General features: G+C 53.4%; 19 protein-coding genes and 1 tRNA gene. 15 read left to right on the forward strand and 5 right to left on the reverse strand.

The annotated features are described in order from the left end of the window. Positions 1–15: 15 nt before the first annotated feature. Genes yidD through rpmH form a run of 3 tightly spaced genes read right to left on the reverse strand, consistent with a single transcriptional unit; the run spans position 16 to position 837 of the window. The gene (gene yidD / locus AC2FJF_RS10550; protein WP_058272404.1) at positions 16–255 is read right to left on the reverse strand and encodes a membrane protein insertion efficiency factor YidD; all 240 of its coding nucleotides are present in this window, start codon (positions 253–255) and stop codon (positions 16–18) included. Next, a complete protein-coding gene (gene rnpA, locus AC2FJF_RS10555; RefSeq protein ID WP_496725298.1) occupies positions 252–677 on the reverse strand; it encodes a ribonuclease P protein component in 426 nt (141 codons plus the stop codon). Before rnpA ends, yidD begins: the two co-directional genes overlap by 4 nt. Positions 678–702: 25 nt before the next feature. Beyond that, entirely contained in the window at positions 703–837 is a 135-nt protein-coding gene (gene rpmH / locus AC2FJF_RS10560) for a 50S ribosomal protein L34 (RefSeq protein ID WP_005632162.1), read from the reverse strand. Between the two features lie 296 nt (positions 838–1,133). Here rpmH and AC2FJF_RS10565 point away from each other — a divergent pair, with 296 nt between their 5' ends. The 6 genes from AC2FJF_RS10565 to AC2FJF_RS10590 all read left to right on the forward strand — a co-directional run bounded on the left by AC2FJF_RS10565 (position 1,134) and on the right by AC2FJF_RS10590 (position 8,895). Next, positions 1,134–1,865 carry a TVP38/TMEM64 family protein gene (locus AC2FJF_RS10565; RefSeq protein WP_496725300.1) on the forward strand — a complete coding sequence of 244 codons (732 nt, stop codon included), beginning with the start codon at positions 1,134–1,136 and terminating at the stop codon, positions 1,863–1,865. 4 nt (positions 1,866–1,869) lie between these two features. After that, positions 1,870–3,288: a dihydrolipoyl dehydrogenase family protein gene (locus AC2FJF_RS10570; RefSeq protein WP_496725302.1), complete on the forward strand. Its 1,419-nt coding sequence runs from the start codon at positions 1,870–1,872 to the stop codon at positions 3,286–3,288. 18 nt (positions 3,289–3,306) lie between these two features. Continuing rightward, positions 3,307–4,689, forward strand: a complete 1,383-nt coding sequence (locus AC2FJF_RS10575) for an ATP-binding protein (RefSeq protein ID WP_496725304.1) — start codon at positions 3,307–3,309, stop codon at positions 4,687–4,689. 64 nt (positions 4,690–4,753) lie between these two features. Next, positions 4,754–4,830 (forward strand) — tRNA-Arg (locus tag AC2FJF_RS10580). Between the two features lie 304 nt (positions 4,831–5,134). Further along, the gene (locus AC2FJF_RS10585; RefSeq protein ID WP_496725305.1) at positions 5,135–7,729 is read left to right on the forward strand and encodes an AAA family ATPase; all 2,595 of its coding nucleotides are present in this window, start codon (positions 5,135–5,137) and stop codon (positions 7,727–7,729) included. 14 nt (positions 7,730–7,743) lie between these two features. Continuing rightward, on the forward strand, positions 7,744–8,895 hold the full coding sequence (locus AC2FJF_RS10590) for a DUF2130 domain-containing protein (protein WP_496725307.1): 1,152 nt from the start codon (positions 7,744–7,746) through the stop codon (positions 8,893–8,895). 143 nt (positions 8,896–9,038) lie between these two features. On the opposite strand, the gene AC2FJF_RS10595 is transcribed toward AC2FJF_RS10590, so the two are convergent. Beyond that, the gene (locus AC2FJF_RS10595) at positions 9,039–9,554 is read right to left on the reverse strand and encodes a hypothetical protein (protein WP_496725309.1); all 516 of its coding nucleotides are present in this window, start codon (positions 9,552–9,554) and stop codon (positions 9,039–9,041) included. Positions 9,555–9,765: 211 nt separating this feature from the next. Here AC2FJF_RS10595 and AC2FJF_RS10600 point away from each other — a divergent pair, with 211 nt between their 5' ends. The 6 genes from AC2FJF_RS10600 to AC2FJF_RS10625 all read left to right on the forward strand — a co-directional run bounded on the left by AC2FJF_RS10600 (position 9,766) and on the right by AC2FJF_RS10625 (position 16,906). Next, positions 9,766–9,990 carry a helix-turn-helix domain-containing protein gene (locus AC2FJF_RS10600; RefSeq protein WP_496725311.1) on the forward strand — a complete coding sequence of 75 codons (225 nt, stop codon included), beginning with the start codon at positions 9,766–9,768 and terminating at the stop codon, positions 9,988–9,990. Positions 9,991–10,166: 176 nt separating this feature from the next. Next, complete coding sequence (locus AC2FJF_RS10605; RefSeq protein WP_496725313.1) at positions 10,167–10,940, forward strand: TnsA endonuclease N-terminal domain-containing protein; 774 nt, start codon at positions 10,167–10,169, stop codon at positions 10,938–10,940. Further along, a complete protein-coding gene (locus AC2FJF_RS10610) occupies positions 10,937–13,075 on the forward strand; it encodes a TnsB C-terminal domain-containing protein (protein ID WP_496725315.1) in 2,139 nt (712 codons plus the stop codon). The genes AC2FJF_RS10605 and AC2FJF_RS10610 overlap by 4 nt, the downstream gene beginning before the upstream one ends. Then, positions 13,068–14,060, forward strand: a complete 993-nt coding sequence (locus tag AC2FJF_RS10615) for an ATP-binding protein (protein WP_496725317.1) — start codon at positions 13,068–13,070, stop codon at positions 14,058–14,060. Before AC2FJF_RS10610 ends, AC2FJF_RS10615 begins: the two co-directional genes overlap by 8 nt. Next, a complete protein-coding gene (locus AC2FJF_RS10620; protein ID WP_496725319.1) occupies positions 14,057–15,862 on the forward strand; it encodes a TniQ family protein in 1,806 nt (601 codons plus the stop codon). Before AC2FJF_RS10615 ends, AC2FJF_RS10620 begins: the two co-directional genes overlap by 4 nt. Positions 15,863–16,087: 225 nt before the next feature. Next, positions 16,088–16,906, forward strand: coding sequence for a nucleotidyltransferase domain-containing protein (locus AC2FJF_RS10625; RefSeq protein ID WP_496725321.1), 819 nt, complete (start codon positions 16,088–16,090; stop codon positions 16,904–16,906). A 100-nt stretch (positions 16,907–17,006) separates the two neighbouring features. Here AC2FJF_RS10625 and AC2FJF_RS10630 read toward each other — a convergent pair whose 3' ends face one another. Further along, entirely contained in the window at positions 17,007–17,264 is a 258-nt protein-coding gene (locus AC2FJF_RS10630; protein WP_496725323.1) for a hypothetical protein, read from the reverse strand. A 710-nt stretch (positions 17,265–17,974) separates the two neighbouring features. On the opposite strand from AC2FJF_RS10630, the gene AC2FJF_RS10635 reads away from it, so the two are divergent. The 3 genes from AC2FJF_RS10635 to AC2FJF_RS10645 all read left to right on the forward strand — a co-directional run bounded on the left by AC2FJF_RS10635 (position 17,975) and on the right by AC2FJF_RS10645 (position 21,780). Further along, positions 17,975–18,169 (forward strand): hypothetical protein, encoded by a 195-nt coding sequence (locus AC2FJF_RS10635; RefSeq protein WP_496725325.1) that lies wholly within the window; start codon positions 17,975–17,977, stop codon positions 18,167–18,169. Positions 18,170–18,514: 345 nt separating this feature from the next. Then, positions 18,515–20,536 (forward strand): hypothetical protein, encoded by a 2,022-nt coding sequence (locus tag AC2FJF_RS10640; protein WP_496725327.1) that lies wholly within the window; start codon positions 18,515–18,517, stop codon positions 20,534–20,536. After that, positions 20,533–21,780 (forward strand): type 2 periplasmic-binding domain-containing protein, encoded by a 1,248-nt coding sequence (locus AC2FJF_RS10645; RefSeq protein WP_496725329.1) that lies wholly within the window; start codon positions 20,533–20,535, stop codon positions 21,778–21,780. The genes AC2FJF_RS10640 and AC2FJF_RS10645 overlap by 4 nt, the downstream gene beginning before the upstream one ends. Positions 21,781–21,784 lie beyond the last annotated feature (4 nt).

Here is a 21,784-nt window from a genome sequence, read left to right on the forward strand (position 1 = left end):
GGAGGGTCATAAGGATCAGCTGTCGTCTTCCTTGTGGTTGGGTACGGGGTCATACCCATCACCGCCCCAGGGATGGCATCGGCCAATCCGCCGTGCCGCCAGCCAGCTTCCCTTGATGGCCCCATGCTTTTCCAGTGCTTCCAGCGCATAGGCCGAGCAGGTGGGCTGGTATCGGCAATTGAAGCCAACCCAAGGGCTGAATACAAGCCGATAGGCCCTGACGGGCATAGCCAGGATATGAGAGAAGAGAGTCATTTCCGCGAGTTGTGTACTTTGCGAAGCGCATAGCGCAGATCGTCCAGAAGTGCCTCATAGGGTCGCGCGGCTGTGGTTTCGGCCCGACCAATCAGGACGTAATCCCACCCGTCATTGCCATTGACGGGCAGAACAGCCCGGGCGGCCTCGCGCAACCTGCGTTTGGCGCGGTTGCGTGCTACGGCATTGCCAACCTTTTTGGAACAGGTAAAGCCAACCCGAATTCCTGCTGCTTCATCCGGGGTACGTTTGCGAGCCTGCACCATCATCGAGGATGTGCCCTGCCTGCGGGCACGCGCTGCCTTAAGGAATTCAGATCGTTTCCTGAGAACGGTCAAAGATTCAGGCGCGCAAACGGACGCCGCCGGGGGCGTTTCCCCGGGCTGGTTCTTACCATCCACGAGGGCCTCCGGCGGCGTCATGTTCAAAACCTGATCGGTGAGCGGTTTACGCGCTCAGCGACTTGCGACCGCGTGCGCGGCGCGAGTTCAGGATTTTGCGGCCGGCCTTAGTGGCCATGCGCGCGCGGAAACCGTGGCGGCGTTTGCGAACCAGGTTCGAAGGCTGATAGGTGCGTTTCATCGCTCCGTCTCCAATCTATGCGGTCGGGTGCAGCGCGGATTCGCCTGCCCGTGGTGTTCGAAGCCCGTCCTCTACTGGGTAGTGGGTGGTAAGTCAAACCCCTAGGTGGGGGTTTTCGCGGCTTTTGCAACAATTCTGTAATCGGGTCGGGCAAAAGGTTTCAAAACAGCGGGATTATCGCCCCAAACCCTCACATTCCCTACCAAAAACATCAAGGCAGCGTGAGCCCCCTGTTGCGAGGGCCGCAAGCAGCGCATGTTGGGGTCAGAATGAAACGTAGTAAACCGGACAGCCTCATGAGCGAAACGACTCAGGCGCCGCGCAACGGATTGGCGCGGCATATTCCATTGCTGGTGATTCTCGCCGTCGCTGCGGTGGGATTCTTCACACTGGGCGACTACCTGACTTTTGAGACCCTGCGCGACAATCGTGAGGCGCTATTGGCCTGGCGTGACGCCAACTACTGGGCGATGGCGGCAGCTTTCGTTGGCATTTACATTGTCATCGTCGCGTTTTCGCTGCCGGGTGCCGCAGTGGCGTCAATGACCGGCGGGTTTCTTTTTGGCTTGTTCGCCGGAACCGTGTTCAACGTGTTTGCGGCAACCATCGGAGCCTCTGCAATCTTTCTGGCGGCGCGCTGGGGGTTGGGCGAATCCTTGACCAAACGGCTTGAGTCCTCGGAAGGGACGATCAAGAAACTGAAAGACGGGTTACGCGAGAATGAGATCTCGGTGCTGTTTCTATTGCGTCTTGTTCCCGTTGTGCCGTTTTTTGTGGCCAACTTGGTGCCTGCACTGGTTGGCGTGAGGTTCCGCAATTTCCTGATCACCACCGCGCTGGGCATTATCCCGGGCGGTATCGTCTACACTTGGATCGGTGTCGGGCTGGGTGGTGTGTTCGATCGGGGCGAAACACCTGATGTATCGCTGTTATGGGAACCATTTGTGATTGGCCCGATCATCGGTTTGTGTGTGCTGGCCACGTTGCCAATTGTCATCAAATCCCTGCGTGGCCGAAAGGACGGCTGAAATCATGCGAGAATTGAAAACCGATATCCTGGTGATTGGCGCCGGGTCCGGGGGGCTGTCAGTCGCTGCGGGCGCCAGCCAGATGGGGGCCGATGTGATCTTGCTGGAAGGTCACAAGATGGGTGGCGATTGCCTCAACTTCGGCTGTGTCCCTTCCAAGGCCCTGATTGCCAGCGGCAAGGCAGCTTACGGCCAGGCACATTCTGCCGCGCTGGGCGTGGTTGACGTGGTACCGCAGGTCGACTACGCCGCCGCCAAGGACCACGTTCACGATGTGATCGCTCAGATCGAGCCGATGGACAGCCAGGAACGGTTTGAAGGTTTTGGCGTGAATGTGATCCGGGAATTCGGCAGCTTCGCCTCTCCGACACAAGTGCAGGCGGGCGACAATCTGATCACTGCACGGCGCGTCGTGATCGCGACGGGCTCGTCACCGTTGGTACCGCCGATTCCGGGATTGGATCAGGTGCCGTTCTTCACCAACGAGACGATCTTTGACCTGCGCGACAGGCCCGAACATCTTTTGATCATCGGTGGCGGACCGATCGGGATGGAGATGGCGCAAGCGCATGTCCGGCTGGGCTGTAAGGTCACGGTTGTCGAAGGCCTGAAGGCGCTAGGCAAGGATGACCCCGAGGCCGCCGCGGTCGTTTTGGACAGCTTGCGCGCCGAAGGGGTGGTTGTCCATGAAGAGGCTATGGTCGCCCAGATTCGCGACAACAAAGGGGCCATAGAAATTGTGACCGAGACGGGTGAGATCTATTCGGGGTCTCATCTGTTGCTGGCGGTTGGGCGTAAGGCCAACACAGACCGTTTGAACCTAAAGGCTGCCGGGATTGAACCAACCCGCAACGGGATCAAGGTCGATGACGCGCTGCGCACGACGAATCGCAGAGTTTACGCCATTGGCGACGTCGCTGGTGGTCTGCAATTCACTCATGTCGCTGGATATCACGCGGGCATCATCATCCGTTCCGCTTTGTTTGCTTTACCGTCAAAGGCAAAAACCGCACATATCCCTTGGGCGACCTACACCGACCCGGAATTGGCGCAGGTGGGCCTAACCGAGGCTCAGGCCCGCAAACACCATGGTGACAAGGTCGAAATCGCGCGCTTTGACTATCACCATAACGACCGGGCAATCTCTGAGCGGAAAACCAAAGGGTTCATTAAGGTCGTGGTCGTAAAGGGTCGGCCTGTGGGGGCCACAATCGTCGGGCATCAGGCCGGAGAGCTGATCAACTTGTGGTCGCTTGCGTTGGCCAATAACCTGAAGATGGGTCAGATCGCTGCGATGGTTTCGCCCTATCCGACGATCGGAGAGCTTAACAAACGGGTGGCGGGTGCCTATTTCTCGCCAAGGCTGTTTGAGAATCAGATGGTTAAACGAGTGGTCAGGTTCGTCCAGCGCTGGATGCCCTAACCAGGAAGGGAGAACAGATTGAATTCGCTGTCGGGCCGATTTCTGATCCTGACGACGGTCTTCGTGATGTTGGCCGAGATTTTGATCTTTGTTCCTTCCATCGCGCGCTTTCGCGAAGACTTTCTGCTGAACCGGCTTGAACGCGCGCAGATCGCGTCATTGGCGTTGTTGGCTGACGATATGCTGGCCGAAGACCTCGAGACCGAGCTGCTGGCCAACGCCGGTGTCTATAACGTCGTGTTGCGTCGCGATGAGGTGCGCCAGCTTATGCTGTCTTCGCCGATTCCGGAACAGATCACCAAGACCTACGATCTGCGCGACGCAGGGCCTTGGGTGTTGATCCGCGACGCGCTGGCGCGACTGTTCACGACAGAGAACGAAGTCATCCGCGTTATTGGCGAGCCGGTCAAAGGGGCAGGACTGCTGATTGAAGTCACCATAGACAGCATGCCACTGCGAATGGCGATGACCGATTATGGCCTGCGCATTTTGGGGCTGTCTTTCGTAATTTCCATTATCACCGCGTTCTTTTTGTTCTTGGCCGTGCGCGTTGTTCTGGTGAAACCGATCAAAAGTGTTGTTGGTTATATGCAGCGTTATGCAGGGGCACCCGAAGACGCGAGGGGAATCATCTCCCCCAACTCCAAAGTGACAGAACTGCGCGAGGCTGAAGAAGCGTTGCAGCAGCTGCAGACCGAACTGACTCAGGCCCTGAAGCAACGTGAACGCCTGGCGCAACTGGGCGGCGCGGTGGCCAAGGTGAGCCACGATCTTCGGAACATACTGACTTCGGCACAGCTGTTTACCGACCGGATCGAAACCAGCGATGATCCCTTGGTAAGGCGTATGGCGCCCAAGCTGGTGAATTCGATCACACGGGCGGTGTCACTGTGCGAAAGCACGCTGGCCTTCGGGCGCGCGGAAGAGCCCGCGCCAACCCTGACAATGGTACCCTTGCACGATATCGCGGCTGATGTCGTGGCCAGCGAACAGCTGGCTGTTGCGGATGCCTGCGTCGAGATCGTGAACGACGTGCCCAAAGACCTTGTGGCCCGGGCAGACCCTGAGCAGATTTTCCGTGTCATGATGAATCTTGTGCGCAATGCGCGTCAGGCCCTAGTGGCATCCGGGAAGCCGGGAAACATCACGATCGCCGGCTGCGAGTATAAAGACGATTGGTGTGTTGAGATCAGGGATAACGGACCTGGATTGCCGCCCAAAGCACGCGAGAACCTGTTTACGCCATTTCAGGGCGGGGTGCGTAAGGGAGGCTCTGGGCTGGGGCTTGCCATCTCGCAGGAACTGGTGCGTGGGCACGGCGGGGACCTGATATTGGCCCATAGCGGGCCCGAGGGGACGACCTTTGAAATCAGGCTTCCGCGGGGCGATGGGACTTTTTGAAAACTTTTTGAAGAATCGACTTGCGTGTCCCGAACACCGGGTCTAAATACCGCCTCACCAACGCGGACCGATAGCTCAGCTGGATAGAGTACTTGACTACGAATCAAGGGGTCGGGGGTTCGAATCCTCCTCGGTCCGCCACTGGTTTACTTGTCAGGCGACACATAGTTCTGCCACCAGCGACAGAACCTTTCCCTTTTCGCCTCACTTCCTTCATCCAGCACCTGAACCGATTTCATTGATCCTGACTTCCTTTTGGGAAAATCAGGGCTGATTTGCAGATCAGACGCCGAAGGCGCCTGTTCCTGCTGATCTGCCACGTGGCGAACGCGGATGGGGGCGAGGCAATGCTATTCGACAATAGTGGTGCGGCCCGCAGGTGTAGCCGAGGACACGGTTTTGTCTAATAGGGTTGCCCGAGGGGGAAGGCAGCGCCTTACCCCTGATGGCCAGGGGCGTTTGGCTTGTCCAAATCCCGCTGGCCCAAAGCCAAGAGTGGCTGGTCAAGCGACGCCGTCACTATCTGACGGCAAGCCAGCTTAATCTGTTTCAGTCAAAGGGTGAGGAGCTACCATTCGTTGCGATTGCATTTCCAGTTTCTGGAGAAGCAATGCGGGTTTTGATCTCGATTCACGCGGAAGAAAACAGCGCGAAAAGTCTGGACGTCGAACACCTTTGGATTGATAAATTCATAACTGATTCAAAAAAATACTTGATTAAACGAAGGAATTTTTTGAGCGCTATGAACACGCCAGCCACTACCAAGCCCACGTTGAAAATATCGGCCACACACATTGGCCCGATCATGTCGTTGGATGCACCGCTCTCCAAAAACAAACAAAACTTGATCTTTGCAAGGAACGGGACTGGCAAATCATTTCTCGCACGTTCTCTTCGCCTCTTGGATGAAGATTCGTTAGAAGGAGTTACACCCAAAGAGATGCCTGAACTCCTTGTCTCAGAAGAAGCGCCCTCTAAGCAGGGCACGTTCCAGCTCTACGAGGATCAGGATTGCATCGGTAGCTTTGGCTTGAACTGTCTTAGTCAGTCTGTGAGCTTTTCGGCCCCGCGCTACATTTTCCACGTGTTTTCAGAGGACTATGTTGACTTTCACTTGAGGCAGAAATCCTTCGAGTTAGACGGTGAAATCAAACATGAAATAATCGTTGGTCAAGAGAACCTAACGCTGGATGCGAAAGAAAGCGAAGTTGCTTCGAAGAAAGAAAATCTGGAAGTAGCCCGAAGGAACTTTGATGAGGTCTTCGCGGCGCAAAAAAAGAAGCTGCAGGATGATTTTAGCATAAACGCTTCTTTAGGCGGATTTAAGTCTCTGACCAGTAACGCGTTTCTCGATCAATCTCAATCTTCAGATGAGCAACAACCAAAGACTTCGGTTGAGCTGCTCGCGGACTTCAACAAGTTTAAGTCGCTTCCAAATGATCCTAAAATGCCATTGGCAACCGAGCTGGATGGGCTTGGCTTGGACTGGGTTGCAATCAGTTCTTCCTTAGCAAAGATCACGAGTCCATCGAGTGTAGCGGAGGAAGTGAAGTCCAAGATAGCAGCCGATCCAAGCTTTTTTCGTTCGGGCCTAAAGCTTGCAACTATTAGCGCGAACGCCTGTCCTTTCTGTACGCAAAGTTTGACAGAAGCTGCACTGCTAGCTCTGTCAATGTACAAAGAGTATTTTGAGGATGCTGAGGCAAAGGAAAAAGACACCCTTGTACTACTTGAACGAAGCGTAAAGACTGCTCGCTCGAAGCTGACAGTCTGGAGGACCCGATACCTGACGGCAAAATCGAACTTTGATGAGTTGAAGGCCTTCTTTCCATCGGTCCAAGACAAAAATGTAGAAGACGAAAGCGCTGTACTCGACGTCATAGATGCCACTCTTGTATCGATAGAAAAAGCTTTGGCGTCTAAGCAGTTGGATTTGTCATCCGACCAAACGATACCTATAGAGAACGCCGCATCTGAATATGATCGGCTAGTAGGAATTTGTGGACGCAATAGCAGGCTTTTCGCAGACTTAGATAGCCTAGTGAATAATTCCTCCAGCGAGCGGAAATCAATTCAGAATGACGCGTGCAAAGCGTTCTCAATTGAATTTGGCAAGAATAAATCGGCAGATATCGACGCCATCATGCTTCTCAGTCAGCAGGCTCTAGAGCTGCAAAACGAGATCGACGAGCTCCGGCGTACACAGGGAGATAAAGCGGACGCGCGAACTCGGGTGGCGGAAACTTTCACACTGCTCTTGGAGCGGTTCTTTGGGACCAAGTACACATTTGATGCCCTAAAATTCAAAGTCTTACGTGAAAAGAAAAGCATGGCACGCGGAGGCGATAGGACCCTGAGCGATGGCGAGAAGTCAGTTATGGCATTTTGCTATTTCATTGCGCAGAGCCATTTGAAAGTAGACAGCAATGACGACTACTCACGGCTGTATTTTGTCTTTGATGATCCAGTAACTTCGATGTCGTCCGACTACGTTTATTCAATTGTTCAAACATTAAAACTCTTGAGGATCAGCGCGGCGGGCGAAATTGAGTTTAACCCTAAATCGGGGAATCCAAGACCTCGAATGCTGGTCCTGACCCATAACAACTATTTCTACAATGTTGCTAGTAGCAACGGTGCGATACCCAAATCTGGCCTGTTCCAACTTGTGCCTGGGACAACTCAACATACGTTGGCCAGTCAGAAGGGGTTTGCTACTCCGCATCAACAACAACTCAAACATGTTTATGATGTTAGTATTGGGAAAGCAGAGCCCGATTTTATGACGCCAAACTCAATCCGGTCGGTCGTCGAGAGCATGTGGAAGTTTTGCCGGCCAGATGTAGTTGATTTTGGTGCGTTTTTTGAATTTCTGATAGATGAATGTGAGATTGAATTGAAAAGCGTACTCATCAACGACTTGTCACATGGCGGGAAATTTGATGATCAACCACACAAATCAGACGACATCGTTGAAGCTGCGCGAGAGGCTATCGCTGTCGTGGAGTGGTTTGCAGAGGGTCAACTCAAGCACCTCTAGGAGTGTTTCAAGCAATGTCTGAATTGAAAATCCAGTGTCCGAATTGTTCCTATGAAATTGAGCTTACCGAGCAGTTGGCGGGCCCAATGTTGGCGGATCTGCGAGCATCGTTCAATGACGAACTGGCCAAGCGAGAAGAGCAAGCTTCTAAGGCACTGGCTATTGCGCAGGCGCAGGCCAAAGAGGCTGCACAGGATGAAATAGCGGCTGAGCAAGCGGCTTTGAAGGAGCGTCTAGATGCCCAGGACAAAAAGCTGAGAAATGCTCAGGCGGCTCAAACTGCTGCGATAAAGCGCGAACAAGAGCTTAAAGACAAGGAAGCTGAAATGGATTTGACGCTTCAAAAAATGCTCGCAGCAGAACGACCAGTGTTGGCTGAGAAACTGACTCGCGAGGCGGATGAAAAAGCAGCATTGAAACTCGCAGAGCAAGCGCAAGTTATGGAGGGTATGAAACGACAAATCGAAGCCCTTAAGCAAAAGTCCGAACAAGGTTCAATGCAGACCCAAGGGGAAGCAGCTGAGGTTGTCCTTGAAGAAACTTTAGCGGCTACATTTCCAATGGATAGTTTTGTGCCGGTTGCAAAGGGAGTCAGCGGAGCGGATCTTCGCCAAGATGTAGCGGGACCGAATGGTGTCGCGGGTAGTATCCTTTGGGAAAGTAAACGTACTAAAAATTGGACCGCCGGTTGGCTCGCCAAGCTGCGCGACGACCAGAGGACGTCGGGATGCGAAATTGCGGTTATCACGTCCCAAGCGCTACCCGAAGGCATTGAAAGTTTCGGAATGGTAGATGGCATTTGGATCTGTGCGCCACGCTATGCGGTACCGTTAGCGTCATCCTTGAGACAAGGCTTGATTGATGTGGCGGGGGTAAAAGGCCGCGCTATGGGGCAAGAAACCAAAATGGAGATGATCTACGACTACTTGACTGGCAAGCAATTCAAACAGCGTGTCGATGCGATTGTTGAGCGTTTCGAGGACATGCAAGACAACCTACGCAAAGAACGCGTGTTCATGGAAAAGCAATGGGCGTTGCGGGCAAAACAGATTGATCTGGTAATTGCATCTACAGTCGGGATGCACGGTGACTTACAAGGAATTGCGGGACGTTCAATGCCCGAAATTGAGAGTGTTCAAGCCCTTCTGATCGGCAAAGATGACTAGAACCATACCCGCAATTCAGGTGTGAAGATTGTCTGGTATAAAGATTTAAGCCTGCTAGATTTTACCGCCTTAGATGTTCGCTGAGGGCCGAACCAAGAATTTTCTAGGTCAGCTAGAATGCCCCTGAGACGCATGCGAAAAACCTACGGCGGCCGTGATGACTTTGAGAGTTTTCTCGGTCGACCTTTATAATCCACAATCAGCTTTTCATCCTCGAGCAGATGTAGCGCCGTTTTCCAATGGATTTTGAATTCTCGCGCCACCCTGTTGATTATCTGGGTCTCTATCCAGATACGGCGCAGCTTGTGTTTTGGTACTTTAGGTCTGCGAACCCCGCGTTGCACCTCAAAGCCGCGGTCTCTAAAGAGTTTGGACAGCGTCGCAGGTTTCATCCCGTTTGCGTTGGCAATATCTGAACAGGTTTTTCCCCTTTCATATTGCCTATAGAGGCGTTGAACATAGTCGACGCCAAGCAAATCCAAGAGCCGACGCACAACCAACGGGCTAATTCCGAGCCGCTCAGCAAATTCCCTATGGGTTTTGCTAAGTTTGAGTAGAGCGAGGAGTTTGCGGCGCAGGTATGGCTGCCACGCATTTGGCGTCTCTCGCAGGAAAATAGTCGGAACTCTGCCGCATTTTATTTCGACTACTGTGTTCAAGCCTTATCCAGTTTCTTCAAGGTCATAGATCTTTGTTTGCATCCGTTGGCGCAAAGCCGTTGGCGTTACAGCAGCTTAACTGATGACGGCCTGACATTGCATTGAATTTTTGAGGCGTAAATACGTAAATATCAGAAATTAAACAATAAAAATGACACCTGTAAAGTCATTTGTTAGGTTTCGTTAACTGGAATCAGTCGGAACAATTGACATGACAGGGAATTTGATTGTCGATCTCGCCAAACACGAGCAGATCAAGTGTGACCTTCGGCTAAAGGGCAGTTCACTGGCTAAGCTGAGCCGAGATATCGGCCGTTCCATCAGCTCAGTGTCTACTGTGTCACAAGGATACAGGCGCTCTGACTACGTCCAGAAAGCCATAGCAGAGAAGCTTGGGACAACGTCCGAGGCTCTGTGGCCGGAACGTTACGAATAACGGAGGTGCCTGCAGATGAATTAGCAACAGCAATAATAGGAAGAAAGGGTAAGGCCCCGAGGGCGGCAACCCACGAGGCCTTTGAAATCAGTATCGATACGCAACCGATACACCTTCTTCCCCCGCCATGATCGCAAAGTCAACAGTTTCGTCGTCGCTATTGGCGATGAGGTGGCTTGGCTTTGCCCAAGGAACACCAAAAGAAGGTGGAGAAGCACGATCGCCCAAGCTGGTCGGCGCTCCAAATCAAAGACATGAAAGATGAAGAGTTCACATTAACGGGCGAGATGTCGCCTGAGCGTAGCCTTGCAACACGGGGTATTCCAAGGAGGTCGACGCATAGCTCCAGAGGCGGAGCTGTTATGCAATTGCCTGGGCAAAACCGCCCGAGGATCGTTCAATATGAAAGTAAGCTGGAAGAACGGGTGTTTTTCCTGGTGCTGGCTAATCCTGCAGTGGCAAACTTGTGGGAGCAGCCACAATTCATCAGCTACCGCGATCAATCCGGCAATCGCAAAACCCACTTCATTGACTTTTTGGTTGAGCTAAAAAGCGGTCGTCGATTGGCCATAGCGGTGAAGCCGTGGAAGGTAGTGTTGGAGAAGAATTTCTTACGCGAGCTTCAGCAGATTCGCGCGGCTATGAGCAAGGACTTTGCCGATGACATTGTGTTAGTGACGGAGCGCGATTTCACCCGCGCAGAGGCCCTCAACGCACAACGTTTTGTCGAGTTCTCAAGAGCGCGAGATTTGGAGCATCAAGCCCATCTCAAGTCCGTCATCCGTGACGTTTGTTTTCCAGTAACGGTTGACGAGCTTTGCCAGTTGTTGAGGCTCGGTGACGCAGGGTTCAGGAGCATTGTGATAGCCATCTATGAAGACGTTCTTACGGCCGACAGGAAGCAACTGATTGATCTCGACACATTGCTTGCGAAGGGAGGTGCAAAATGAACCTGCCTTTCAGAGTGAGTGTCTTTGGCCTTCTGACAGTCGATGGTCGGAAGTACAAATTAGACCGGAAAACCAACTTTGGTTACCACTTCGAAGATTTTGAAGGGACCGGTCGAGATCTGTCTCTCACATTTGACGAATTTGCCGACATTCTACAAAGGCCCGATGTGACTTTTGATCCTGGGTATTTTTTACCGGAGCGTCAGGACGTGCGAATGAGTGCGGGTGTTGAGGCAATTGCAAGCCTGCCGGAGGACGTGAGATCCGAAGTGGTGTGGCGCTTCTCCTGGGTCGACGGGTTTTATCAGTTCGAGCGTGATGATGAGGCAAAGCGGACAGATCTCTCACTTCAGAGCGTCATTCCTTCCATCGAGGCCCATGTGAACAAACAGGCGCGGGCTGCCCAAAGCAATTGGCAGAACCCGAGGGCCGGAAAGAAAAACGTCTTCCGCGATCCTCCCTGCCCACGGACTTTGAGAGAATGGGTGAAGCGTTTCGAAATTGCAGGCGGCTCTCTACTTGGATTGATCCCGGGCACACATAGGTCCGGCAATCGAACCGCGCGGTTCTGCCTGGAATCTTCGCGATTGCTGGGCGAATGCCTCGAAGCCTATTTGACCCAGAAAAGACTAACCAAGAAGAACGTCGCTGATGTGTGCCGAGACCGGTTTAAGGCCGTAAACGAGCAACGAATGGTGGAGGGCAAGCCCGAACTCACAATCCCGTCGCGGCGCAAAGTTGAGCGCGCACTTTCTGAGCTTGACCCTTATTTCACATGCGTCCAAAGGCACGGCGTCGACTACGCCAATCGCAAGTACGCGCTCTATGAGGAGGGTGTCACTGCGAGCTATCCGATGGAGCGTGTTGAGATAGATGAATGGTGCGTTGATCTGATCACGATATTGGCCGAGCGCGGAGCACTGGACCATTTGAGTCCCGAAGAGCTCGCAAAGCTGAACCGTGGGCGTCGCTGGCTCTATCTCGCGATCGACTGTGCCACGCGATGTGTGGTGGGGATGAGACTGGCGGAAAAGCCGAATTGCCAAGACGCCATGGCTCTGTTGTCCGACATCACACGTGACAAAACGGACCTTGCGATAGCGGCTGGCTGTAAGTCGACCTGGCATCACCATGGCGGTTTAAGTTCCCTGGTAACCGATTTGGGCGTTGCATTTGTGGACGATGCGTTTCGAAGTGCTGTCTTTGATGCGCATGGGGTTGTTGAGACGCCACGCGGAGGGCTACCGCGTTTGCGAGGGCGCGTGGAGCGGATCTTTCGAACCTTTGGGACGGCCCTGATGCCGCTTCTCGCGGGTCGCACTTTTTCCGATCCTAAAGAGCGAGGAGACTATCCTTCAGAAAAGATGGCCTCTCTTTCAGATGATGTGCTGATGGAAATCCTCATCCGCTTTGTTGTAGACGTGTATCACAACATGCCGCACCGCGGGCTGAACGGCGAAACACCCAACAATTGCTGGAAACGCCTCGCCGAGAAAATGGGCGTTGTCACCAAGCTCGCAGAAACCACCAGGCGTCGAGCTTTCGGTTTAAAGTACAAACGGTGTGTCACAGGCAAGGGTGTTGAGTTGTTTGGCATCGACTACACCTGCCAAGCACTGCGTGAGTTTTATTTGCACGACCGTCGCCGTCACGTTCACATCAAAGTTGACCTGAACGACCTTGGTTGGATCATGGTTAAGATCGGAAAAAAGTGGCTTGCAGCGTGTGCTCTGCAGAAATGTTTCGATGGAGTAACTTATGAACAGTGGGAAGCGACCGCGCGTCAGCTGCGGCTGAAACACAAGGCTGAGGCCGTGCTTCAGGAGAAGATCATCTCTGACGCATTGCATGCCATCATCCAAAAGAACTCAGAAGAAGAGCGCCGGTTCGGAGCCGTTCTCAAGCGTCAGACACCTACTGGGCTTAGACGGGCCAGAGAAGATCTGTTCCAGGGTTTGAGCATCCAAACGGATGATCCTGAAAGCTTTGACCTTCCGCCAGAGCCAGATCTATTCGGCCATGTCATCCCGTCATCGGACGAAGGAGAAGATACCACCGAGGTTACAGCTGATCAGGGGCAAAGCCCCACTGGGGATCGTCCCAGAACTTCGAAATGGAGGATTGAGGATGACTGATCTCCCCTGCGACCCATCTGATGAGATTGACGTCCAGATTGCGCGTCTTCGAGATATGTTCGTTTCACACCAGGTATTCCACGATTTCAAACTTCTTTTTGATCGCCATCTCCGCCGAAGACGAGCGGCTATCCGATTGGGCAGCCGAAGCGAGGCGCGTGGTCTTGCACTGATCGGGGCGTCAGGCTGTGGGAAATCCACTCTCGTAGACCGCTTGTTTGACAATCATACTGACCTGATCCTGCCAACGGAGGGCTTGGACGTGGCGGAAGTGATCCGGCTATTGGTGCCGTCACCAGCGACGCTAAAGAATGTTGGCACGACGATCCTGTCCAGTCTGGGATATCCGCTCACTCGTGACAAGTCGGTGGGCATCATATGGACGCAGGTGCGTCAGTTTCTCCAAATGCGAAGGACCCTGTTTGTGCATCTGGACGAGGCTCAGGACCTCTACATCAGCAAAGGCGTCAAAACCCGCAATGACGTGGTGAACACCCTGAAGTCTCTGATGAACGATAAGGATTGGCCGGTTGGACTCGTTCTGTCTGGCACGCCCGATCTGATCGAGATGATCAATTCGGATGTTCAGCTTAAAAGGCGCATAGATGTTGTGCACCTGGGTGCAGTGAGTTGGATTTCCCACGAACCCGAGATCACAGAGATCTTTACTGAGTTCGTTGGGAAATCTGGTCTGATACCTTCCATCGAACTTCAACAGAGAGAGTTTCTCAAGCGGCTGGTCCATGCAGGTGGCAATGAGTTTGGATTGTTCATCGAAATGTGTCTGAGCGGGATAGAAGAGGCGCTCTATGACGGGGAAACCCAACTCCGACTTGGACACTTTGCAGAGGCATTCCGTCGAAAGTCGGGGTGTATCCCTGCATTCAACCCGTTCCTTGCCCAAGACTACCTGAGCATTGATGTCAGAACCATTATGGGCTGGTTGGATCCTGATGACCCTTCGCCGGATGGAGGATTGTCATGACAGCACTACTCGCTCTGACTTTGACTCATCATCACATGGAAACCCCTGCCTCTTATGTCGCCCGCCTGTCACGCCGCAATCGCAGTATTCCGAGGGAGTTCTGTTCAGATCTGGGTCTGGGATGGCCCCATATCTGTTCGGCCCATCCGGATCAGCTGGAGCGACTGTCTCAACTCGCTGGGGTGCCACTTGAGGCGTTGGAATTGGCGGCATCCAGATTGGTTGGCCCTTGTCGGTACCGCGTCGGGTATTCCTTTGCCACCACAGGTTCCTTCCGTCGGGCTACCACCCGAATTTGTCCGAAGTGTATTGTGGATGTCATTGATAGGTCGGGCCCTGAGAACGCGTTTCAACTTGTTGAGTGGTTGGTGCTTCCGATTGGGACCTGCGCAAGACACGGCGTTCCGCTGCTCCAGCTTCCCAACGCGTCATACGTACATCGCACCTATGATGTGGTTGAACAAGTAACGCGTCACCAAGATGTGATCTTTGAAGCCGCTCAAGACGCAACATCGCTTGGGCGATCCTCGTTTGAAACCTACCTGAGCCGCCGTATCGAGTTTGGGGTTGCCGGTGACTGGTTGGACTCGCTGGAGCTAACGCATCTTCATCAGGCCGCTCTGACATTAGGTATGGCGATTGCAATGGATCGCGGCGTCGGCCGCTCGGATTTGGACTTCGAACAAGAGCGTACTGCCATGTCGGCCGGATTCGAGATTCTGAAGAGTGGGCCGGAAGCCCTGAAATCTGAGTTGGAGCGTGCCAGGCGCCGGTCTTCCTACAAGCGGTCATATTTTACGACCGATATGGGCGAATTCTATACCTGGCTGAAAGAAACTGAAGAGGACCCAGCGACAGCAGTGCTCAGGTCTTGCGTGCAGGATTTCGTTCGGGAGAATTATCCGCTGCAGACCGGTGCGAAAGTTCTGGGTACGGAAATCACAGCACCCAAACTCATCACGCTTGAACGCGCGCGGGAGCTACATGGGGTCGGAGAGGTTCGGGTGCGAGGCATTCTCGCCCATCTTCGCGGTATAAATGCGAGCGACCTGTCATACATGAAAGATGTCAGCCATGAGGATCTGGCTGCCGTGCTCGACTTCTGGTCTGGGTTGCAGAATACCAAATCCACCGCGGTCCAGCTGAATATCCATCCGGTCCATGTTAAGGCACTGATCCGGCACAATGTTCTGGAAGCCTATCGTTTTGGAACGTCTTTGCGCTATGTGCCATCGTCTTCGGTACAGACCTTGCTGACTAGGCTTGAAGGCTTACGCATTGCCTCTCGGGCACGTCATAGGCTGGCCCTCTCGGAGTACAGCCGACAGAGCAGGGTGGCCCTGGCTCGCGTTGTCGCCGATTGGGCAGCAGGCCGACTGACCGGCGTTTGGAGAGATCCGGACGTAGAGGGGTTGGCTGGAATCCTTATCGACTGCGCTGAGATCCTGGAGAAATCGGAGCGCGTGTTTTCTGGCGATCTGTCGCTTCTGGATGCGGCGGCGCGCTTGAGAATTAGCATCGGCTCAATCCGGCTATTGCGAGATGGTGGATACCTGAATCAGATAAAACTGCGAAATCCGGACACGCAGCATTATCGTTGCTACATCACTGAAAAGAGTATTCAGACTTTTGAAAAATCCTACGTAACGCTGGGCCAAATGGCAGAGCAGTTTGAGATCGCGGCGATCCATTTGGCTCCAGCGCTGGACCGAAGGGATGTTGAGACAATCCCCTGTGAAGCTGGGTTTGTTCGTGCTTACCCGAACGAGACACGGGATGTGGTTCGGGAACTGGCGAACTGAGTAACGAGTTAATCTGGTCTGATGATCTCAACGGATATTAGAACCAGTGCGCGCGGCGGAGTTGGCCAGATGCTCTGCCGCGCATGCTCACCAATAATAGTGGGGTTTGGGACATGATAATGCCGCCTCCGATGGCCATAGTTCCGCGGTTGCTTGCCTAGTTCCTGTTGACAAAAACTGTGTTGTACCTTCCCAGATGGCTGTCTTGACACTGCGAGAAACACGATGACCCGTCCAACTTTCACCTCTAGCGTTTCGCCTGAGATCGAGCAGGTCATCCAATCTAAGCTTACCGCTTTAGAAGCGGATTATGATGTCCGAGTGCTGTTCGCCATTGAAAGCGGCAGCCGTGCTTGGGGTTTCCCGTCCCCCGACAGTGATTACGATGTACGCTTCATCTACGTACATCGGCCAGACTGGTATCTGAGCATTGAACCCGGCCGCGATGTCCTCGAACTGCCAATCGAGGGCGATTGGGACATAAACGGTTGGGATATTCGTAAAGCACTTGGTTTGTTGATCAAACCTAACCCTGTGATGTTGGAGTGGTTATCCAGTCCTATCAGGTACAGATGGAATGATACGATATGTGAACGGCTGATTGCCTTCGCAGCCAAGACGACCTTCGTTGAATCCTGTCTGCACCACTATCGCAACCTGGCACAGAAACAGTGGGACAAGCATGTTGGTGAGAGCCTGGATGTGAGCTTCAAAACGTATTTCTACATCCTGAGACCCGCTTTGGCGATCTCGTGGATCCGGCAGATACCCGACACGCCACCGCCCATGAACCTGCATGATCTCATGAAAGATCAGGACCTGTCTCCCAACCTAGTAGGGCACATTGACAGGCTTTTGACTTTAAAAAGCAAAACCAAGGAAATGGGTCGTGGACAGCGCATAGCGGTCATTGATGAATTCATACACGATCAAATGGCGTGGGCATCCGTAGTGAAAAAGAACGAAGATCGCCACGACCTCATGACCGAGGGCAATAACTTGCTGCGGCACATCGTGAGAAAAGAAGCGGGACTTGGTTTGTGATCTAACGATGGCCGCAACGGGCCAAACTGCTTCGGTCGTCTCAACGGCCACCTGAGTCAAAGTGCGCGGCGGAGTGATGTGATGCTTCCGCCGCACATTCTCACCAATAGTAGTGGTGGGGTTTGCGCCCATCGGGCCAGACTAGGTCGTCAGGATCAGCGCCTTTCAGGATGCCGAACGCAAGAGACTTGGATTTGCGTCTCGTTGGACGCGTGTGAAAGGTGATGTCGTGACAGCGTGGCCAATTGCCGAGCCAGCGGACATCATCCGGGTCTTTTCCGAGACGACGGCTCAGACCTAGGCGTGAGTACCCGTTCCCAAGCACGGTACGGGGACGTTTGCGTTTGTAATGGGCCATGTCATTGGCCTTTCATGCAGTTTCTGAACTACATGGCACCCTCCATCGGTTGGCTCGTTGGTTTTGGGCTGGGCTCGGATAGACGGCGGAAAACGCAGCCGGTCTGAATATCGGACTGGGCGAACAAGATCAATGGGGCGGGAAAAAGCCGCTCAATGTGGTGTTAGGTGATTGAGCCGGTAGGCTGTGGACGGACGGTCCACTCAACCAGAGATCGCTTCACATAACACCCGTTCAGTGATGTTCATATTTTGTTACGGGAGCGCCAAACATCCTTGGGCTGCGAAATTCCGGACGCTGCGACGGACCGGCAGCGCCCCGGCTGGCGCCAAACTTCTAACTGTCGTCACCCTCACTCTTGGCGAGTGACCTGTTGCCACCATTCCCGTTGGGTCGAGCTGCTTGGGGAGCAATCGGCGGATTGCAGCCTGAAGCGAACATAGTTCTGAATTTAATTTTTTTGAAAGCAAACGTTTATTGAGGTAGATGCAATTCGTCCCTTGTGGGCGAGAACTTCTGTTCACGGCTTTTTTAGCCGATTGCGAGACCGGAGATCGACATGGTAATGCGTTTTGACCGAACCGCGAGCTTTGCAGCCGTTGAGAGTTTATTATCCAATGACCGTGGCCTGTCCAAGCATAACACTAGTTTTCTATTGAGATCTCGAATGGATTTTCACTAACCAAATATATGGCGTAACCGGCTCCAAAATGAGCGACATCATCGGCGAAGCTGATGCGATTATTGGAACTAGACGTCGCGATGCCAGTTTGCAGCTATTCACCGATGGTCTGACCTGGAAGGCACTTGCGAACGCCATGCGTAAGCCAATTCAACGACAAAAAGTGATGGTCGTATTACCCGGATTTACACAAAGGAGATGCATTAATACCTTGGATCAATAACCTGGACGAGCCATCCCTTTGCCCAAACGGCTCCAATTGCCTCAAAGCACATGGCTTCTATCCATTTAATAACAATGCAATATAAATCTCGATCGAAGTGAAACAAACTGACCCCACACCGGTTTCAATTCCTGGCGCCCAGTCAAAAGTTGAAAGAATCAGTATTATTTACTATCATACGTAATATTAACTTTTCCGATTTGACGGAGATTTTGTTGTGAAATTAGCTTTGGTATTTGTCGTTTTGCTCGCTTTGCTGTTTGCAGCATCCCCTTCTTCGCTGCATTCACAGGTTGGGTGCGACCCTTCGCGCGAATCGTGCCGATAAGATAGCGATGTAACATCATGTCTACGGACGGTATGCACGACGTTGTCGCGCTGATTTTTGGCGTCGGCATAATCATTGCGTTTTCTCATGAACGTTTTAACCGGATTTCCTACGAGACCGGCAAGCGTCTTGATCGGTTGGTCTTGTTCCTGACGCCGGATAAACTGCGCGCGCGTCGACAGGTTACATATGCCTATTTCATCTACACGCTTTCGCTGATCATCCTCTATCTGATCCTGTGCGCCTATGCCGAGGTTCTGTTGCCCCTGATCGGCGGCCAAAGCCTGTTGCCCGAGATTGGGGCCAGCACGTTGCCGACCGAGGCGTCGACAAGCACGGCCCCTGTGTCAGACGCCTCATCCGAACCGACCACGGGTTTTGCGCCGATGGGAACGTCAGCGGTCGAATTCTGGATAGAAAGCCTTAAACCCGCCGTGAGTTCCGAGCCCGCGGACGCCAGGTCAGGCATCAATATCGCGCCGGAAGTGTCCATGGGACTGGCCCTTATCATGGTAGGGCTGGCACCATCCATTAAGGCGCTGGTTCGCGTGGATGAATGGCTGCGCATGTTTGCGCATCGCGTTGCAGGAATTCCGACCTGGGTCATCGACACCTCGGACGCATTGCGGTCGAACGCCAAGGTTCTGCGGTTCTTCACGGATGGCGAAGAAGATTACTCCAGCGAATATTTGATTTCGGAACCCGAGCGCAAACGGGTCATGGACCTGCACGTCAAGGCCAAGCCCTTTCTGGGCAATTTGGATGATTTCATCCTGAATATCGAAGTCATCCTTGTGGCGTCGGCCTGGTTTCTGGATGAAAAGCTGCGGATCACGGGGGCTGGTGACAAAAACCGTTTCGAGGAAATCGAAAATGAACTGCGCCGCCGCAAGAACGAGTTGTTCAGTTCCGCGAACAACCCCGATCTTTCCTATGAAGACTGGGATGCGATGGCCACCGCTGCGGATGAGTTGGCCAGCGATTTCTGCGTGCTGATTGCCCTTTACGACGAACAGGACGTTATTCAACCCTATGATCAACGCCCTGCTCCCACCGAAAGCCAGCGCCGCGCGCGGGCCAGACTGCGGCAATTTGTAGACGTCCTTTACAAAAACAAGACCGAACCGCTGATGCAGCGTCGGGGCAACAATCTGGCACTGTTCTGGACGCTGGCAATCGTGCTGATCTGGACGATCGCCTGGGCCGTACTGTGGCCGGGGCGTGCGGAATTCAACCTGACATGGGGCTTGCTCAGCAGCGATACATATCTCAGGATCAGGCTGTATTCAGTCAACGCATTCAACACCTACTGCATCGCCACAATCGTTGCGATCACCATTCGCTGGGTCCGCATGACTTCGGTCGCTGAGGACGGCCAGCGAAAGTGGGAAAACATGCGCTATCCCAACCACTGGACGCGATGGCTGCCGCAGGCCCTGGGCCTGTTTTTGATTGCCTTCCTGGTTTCTACGGCATTGAACATCGCGGTGCAGATATGGCTCACGGAAACCCGAACCACCGAAGCAGAAGCCTGGCGCATGACATTCGAAGAGTTCATGACCTCGATCCGCTGGCGGTTTGAATACATGGGTCCGATTTCCTTCCGGGCGGCCTGTCTGGCGGTGCTTGTGATTGTACTTTTGGATGCAAGGCAACGATTGTGGACGGATGCCGGGCGGTACGAGCAGAGACAGCGCAAGGGGCGTCCCTCTAGCGACCAGCTGAAATCGAATGCTAAAATCTGGCGTCAGCTGTCGTTTCTGGACAGTCTGGCCTGGGTCGCGATGGGTGTGATTATGATGCTGATCATAACCCCTGTCATGCGCTATCTGTCTTTTCTGGCAGCTTCTCAGGATTATCCGCGGCCGTTCGATCATATTGACGCCGGGCTAATGATCTGGGCGACGCTTTATACCGTTGTTCTGGCGGCTTTGGTGATGTTCTGCCTGTCCGAGGTTCTGACCCGTCGTGCGTTCTATCGTGCCCCGAAAGAGACCGCAGACGGCATACCTTCTGACGTTGTGGGGGCTGAGAAATGAAAGCCATTGCCCGGATCACCCTGCTGAGCCTGATCTGCCTACCTGCGCTTGCGGTTGGACAAGATACCCAACCTGAGGCCGTTGAAAACGAGGATCGAAACGTCATCATGGGCGCGCGCACCGATGTGCCGCCCTTTATCTGGAAAGACAAAAAGAGCCAAAAATACCGCGGGCTGTTCTGGGATATCTGTGTCGAGGCACTCGTGCGTTCAGATCGCCCGTTCGACACCGTGCCAATCTCGGCCGGGCAAAGGGCGGACCTTTTTTCCAAAGGCAGTTACTGCACAAATGAGAAAGAAAAATACGATTCATGCACTGCCGAGATCGGGACAGTGGACCTGTTATGCGATCCGACCACTGTGAACCTGAAACGGATGCAGACGTTCACGGAAATAGATGCCGACCAAACAGGTGAAAGCCTGCACCGGTTTGTGTTTTCTCCCATCCTTTATCTGGCAAACGGGTCGTATTTCCAGTTGGGGTATCCCAGAAGGGTTTATCGGGAAAAGCTTGCGAAAGAACTGGAACGTCGATGCGATCAGTTTCCGGGGTTGGACCCTGTCTTTTGTGGCAAGCGCGAAAACCCCACCGGCCTGGAATGGCTTCGCCGACCCGATCAGTCGTTGTTTGACAAGAAGCCAAGTATAGACTGGAAAACCGCCTGCGATGCTATCCTGAACGCCATGACAACAAATCTGGAGTTGCCGGAATCTACCGAAGATCAGAAGCGCAAAGTTTGGCCTCCGCAAATCTGGCCAGAGCCGGACCCGGTAGAGCCTGAGTTCGAAATTTGGGGGTACCTCGACGGGTCGACCATCGGACCATCAGTTGTCAAAGCCGCCGAACTGGCGCCTTCGTCCGTCGGCATTTGCACCCAAGCTTTTGACTCACATACCTTGGCGACCGAGGCGTTCTGCAACGGCAAGATTTACCGCTATTTCGGAGATGTCGATCTGGTTCGGGCAGCGGTCGACACCTATCGCGCCAACAACACGGACAATGACTGCCTCGCAGATGAAACGCCATCTTCCCGCGGGACTTATGAACCCTATGCCTTGGTTCTTTCCAACGAAAACAGCGGCTTCCCCGAGGATTTCACGCTGGCGCTATATTCCATGTTCACCGACGGCACGATTGCCCAGATGTTCAACGGGCGGTTCGGGGAAAGACGGCAATCTCAATACTTAGAAACATTGTTCAGAATTAACAGCATACCAACCGGCAACGTGAATCCCGAGGAATAGAACG

The sequence above is a fragment of the Ruegeria sp. CDSB013 genome (genome assembly GCF_059611165.1).

Excerpts from the sequence above, each read along its gene's own strand:
- AC2FJF_RS10635 (WP_496725325.1), top strand. The coding sequence starts at position 17,975 with ATGAGCGACATCATCGGCGAAGCTGATGCGATTATTGGAACTAGACGT.
- AC2FJF_RS10610 (WP_496725315.1), top strand. The coding sequence starts at position 10,937 with ATGAACCTGCCTTTCAGAGTGAGTGTCTTTGGCCTTCTGACAGTCGAT.
- AC2FJF_RS10585 (WP_496725305.1), top strand. The coding sequence starts at position 5,135 with ATGGCCAGGGGCGTTTGGCTTGTCCAAATCCCGCTGGCCCAAAGCCAA.
- AC2FJF_RS10565 (WP_496725300.1), top strand. The coding sequence starts at position 1,134 with ATGAGCGAAACGACTCAGGCGCCGCGCAACGGATTGGCGCGGCATATT.
- AC2FJF_RS10590 (WP_496725307.1), top strand. The coding sequence starts at position 7,744 with ATGTCTGAATTGAAAATCCAGTGTCCGAATTGTTCCTATGAAATTGAG.
- yidD (WP_058272404.1), bottom strand. The coding sequence starts at position 255 with ATGACTCTCTTCTCTCATATCCTGGCTATGCCCGTCAGGGCCTATCGG.
- rpmH (WP_005632162.1), bottom strand. The coding sequence starts at position 837 with ATGAAACGCACCTATCAGCCTTCGAACCTGGTTCGCAAACGCCGCCAC.
- AC2FJF_RS10625 (WP_496725321.1), top strand. The coding sequence starts at position 16,088 with ATGACCCGTCCAACTTTCACCTCTAGCGTTTCGCCTGAGATCGAGCAG.
- AC2FJF_RS10645 (WP_496725329.1), top strand. The coding sequence starts at position 20,533 with ATGAAAGCCATTGCCCGGATCACCCTGCTGAGCCTGATCTGCCTACCT.
- AC2FJF_RS10615 (WP_496725317.1), top strand. The coding sequence starts at position 13,068 with ATGACTGATCTCCCCTGCGACCCATCTGATGAGATTGACGTCCAGATT.
- AC2FJF_RS10640 (WP_496725327.1), top strand. The coding sequence starts at position 18,515 with ATGTCTACGGACGGTATGCACGACGTTGTCGCGCTGATTTTTGGCGTC.
- AC2FJF_RS10620 (WP_496725319.1), top strand. The coding sequence starts at position 14,057 with ATGACAGCACTACTCGCTCTGACTTTGACTCATCATCACATGGAAACC.
- AC2FJF_RS10600 (WP_496725311.1), top strand. The coding sequence starts at position 9,766 with ATGACAGGGAATTTGATTGTCGATCTCGCCAAACACGAGCAGATCAAG.
- rnpA (WP_496725298.1), bottom strand. The coding sequence starts at position 677 with ATGACGCCGCCGGAGGCCCTCGTGGATGGTAAGAACCAGCCCGGGGAA.
- AC2FJF_RS10570 (WP_496725302.1), top strand. The coding sequence starts at position 1,870 with ATGCGAGAATTGAAAACCGATATCCTGGTGATTGGCGCCGGGTCCGGG.
- AC2FJF_RS10630 (WP_496725323.1), bottom strand. The coding sequence starts at position 17,264 with ATGGCCCATTACAAACGCAAACGTCCCCGTACCGTGCTTGGGAACGGG.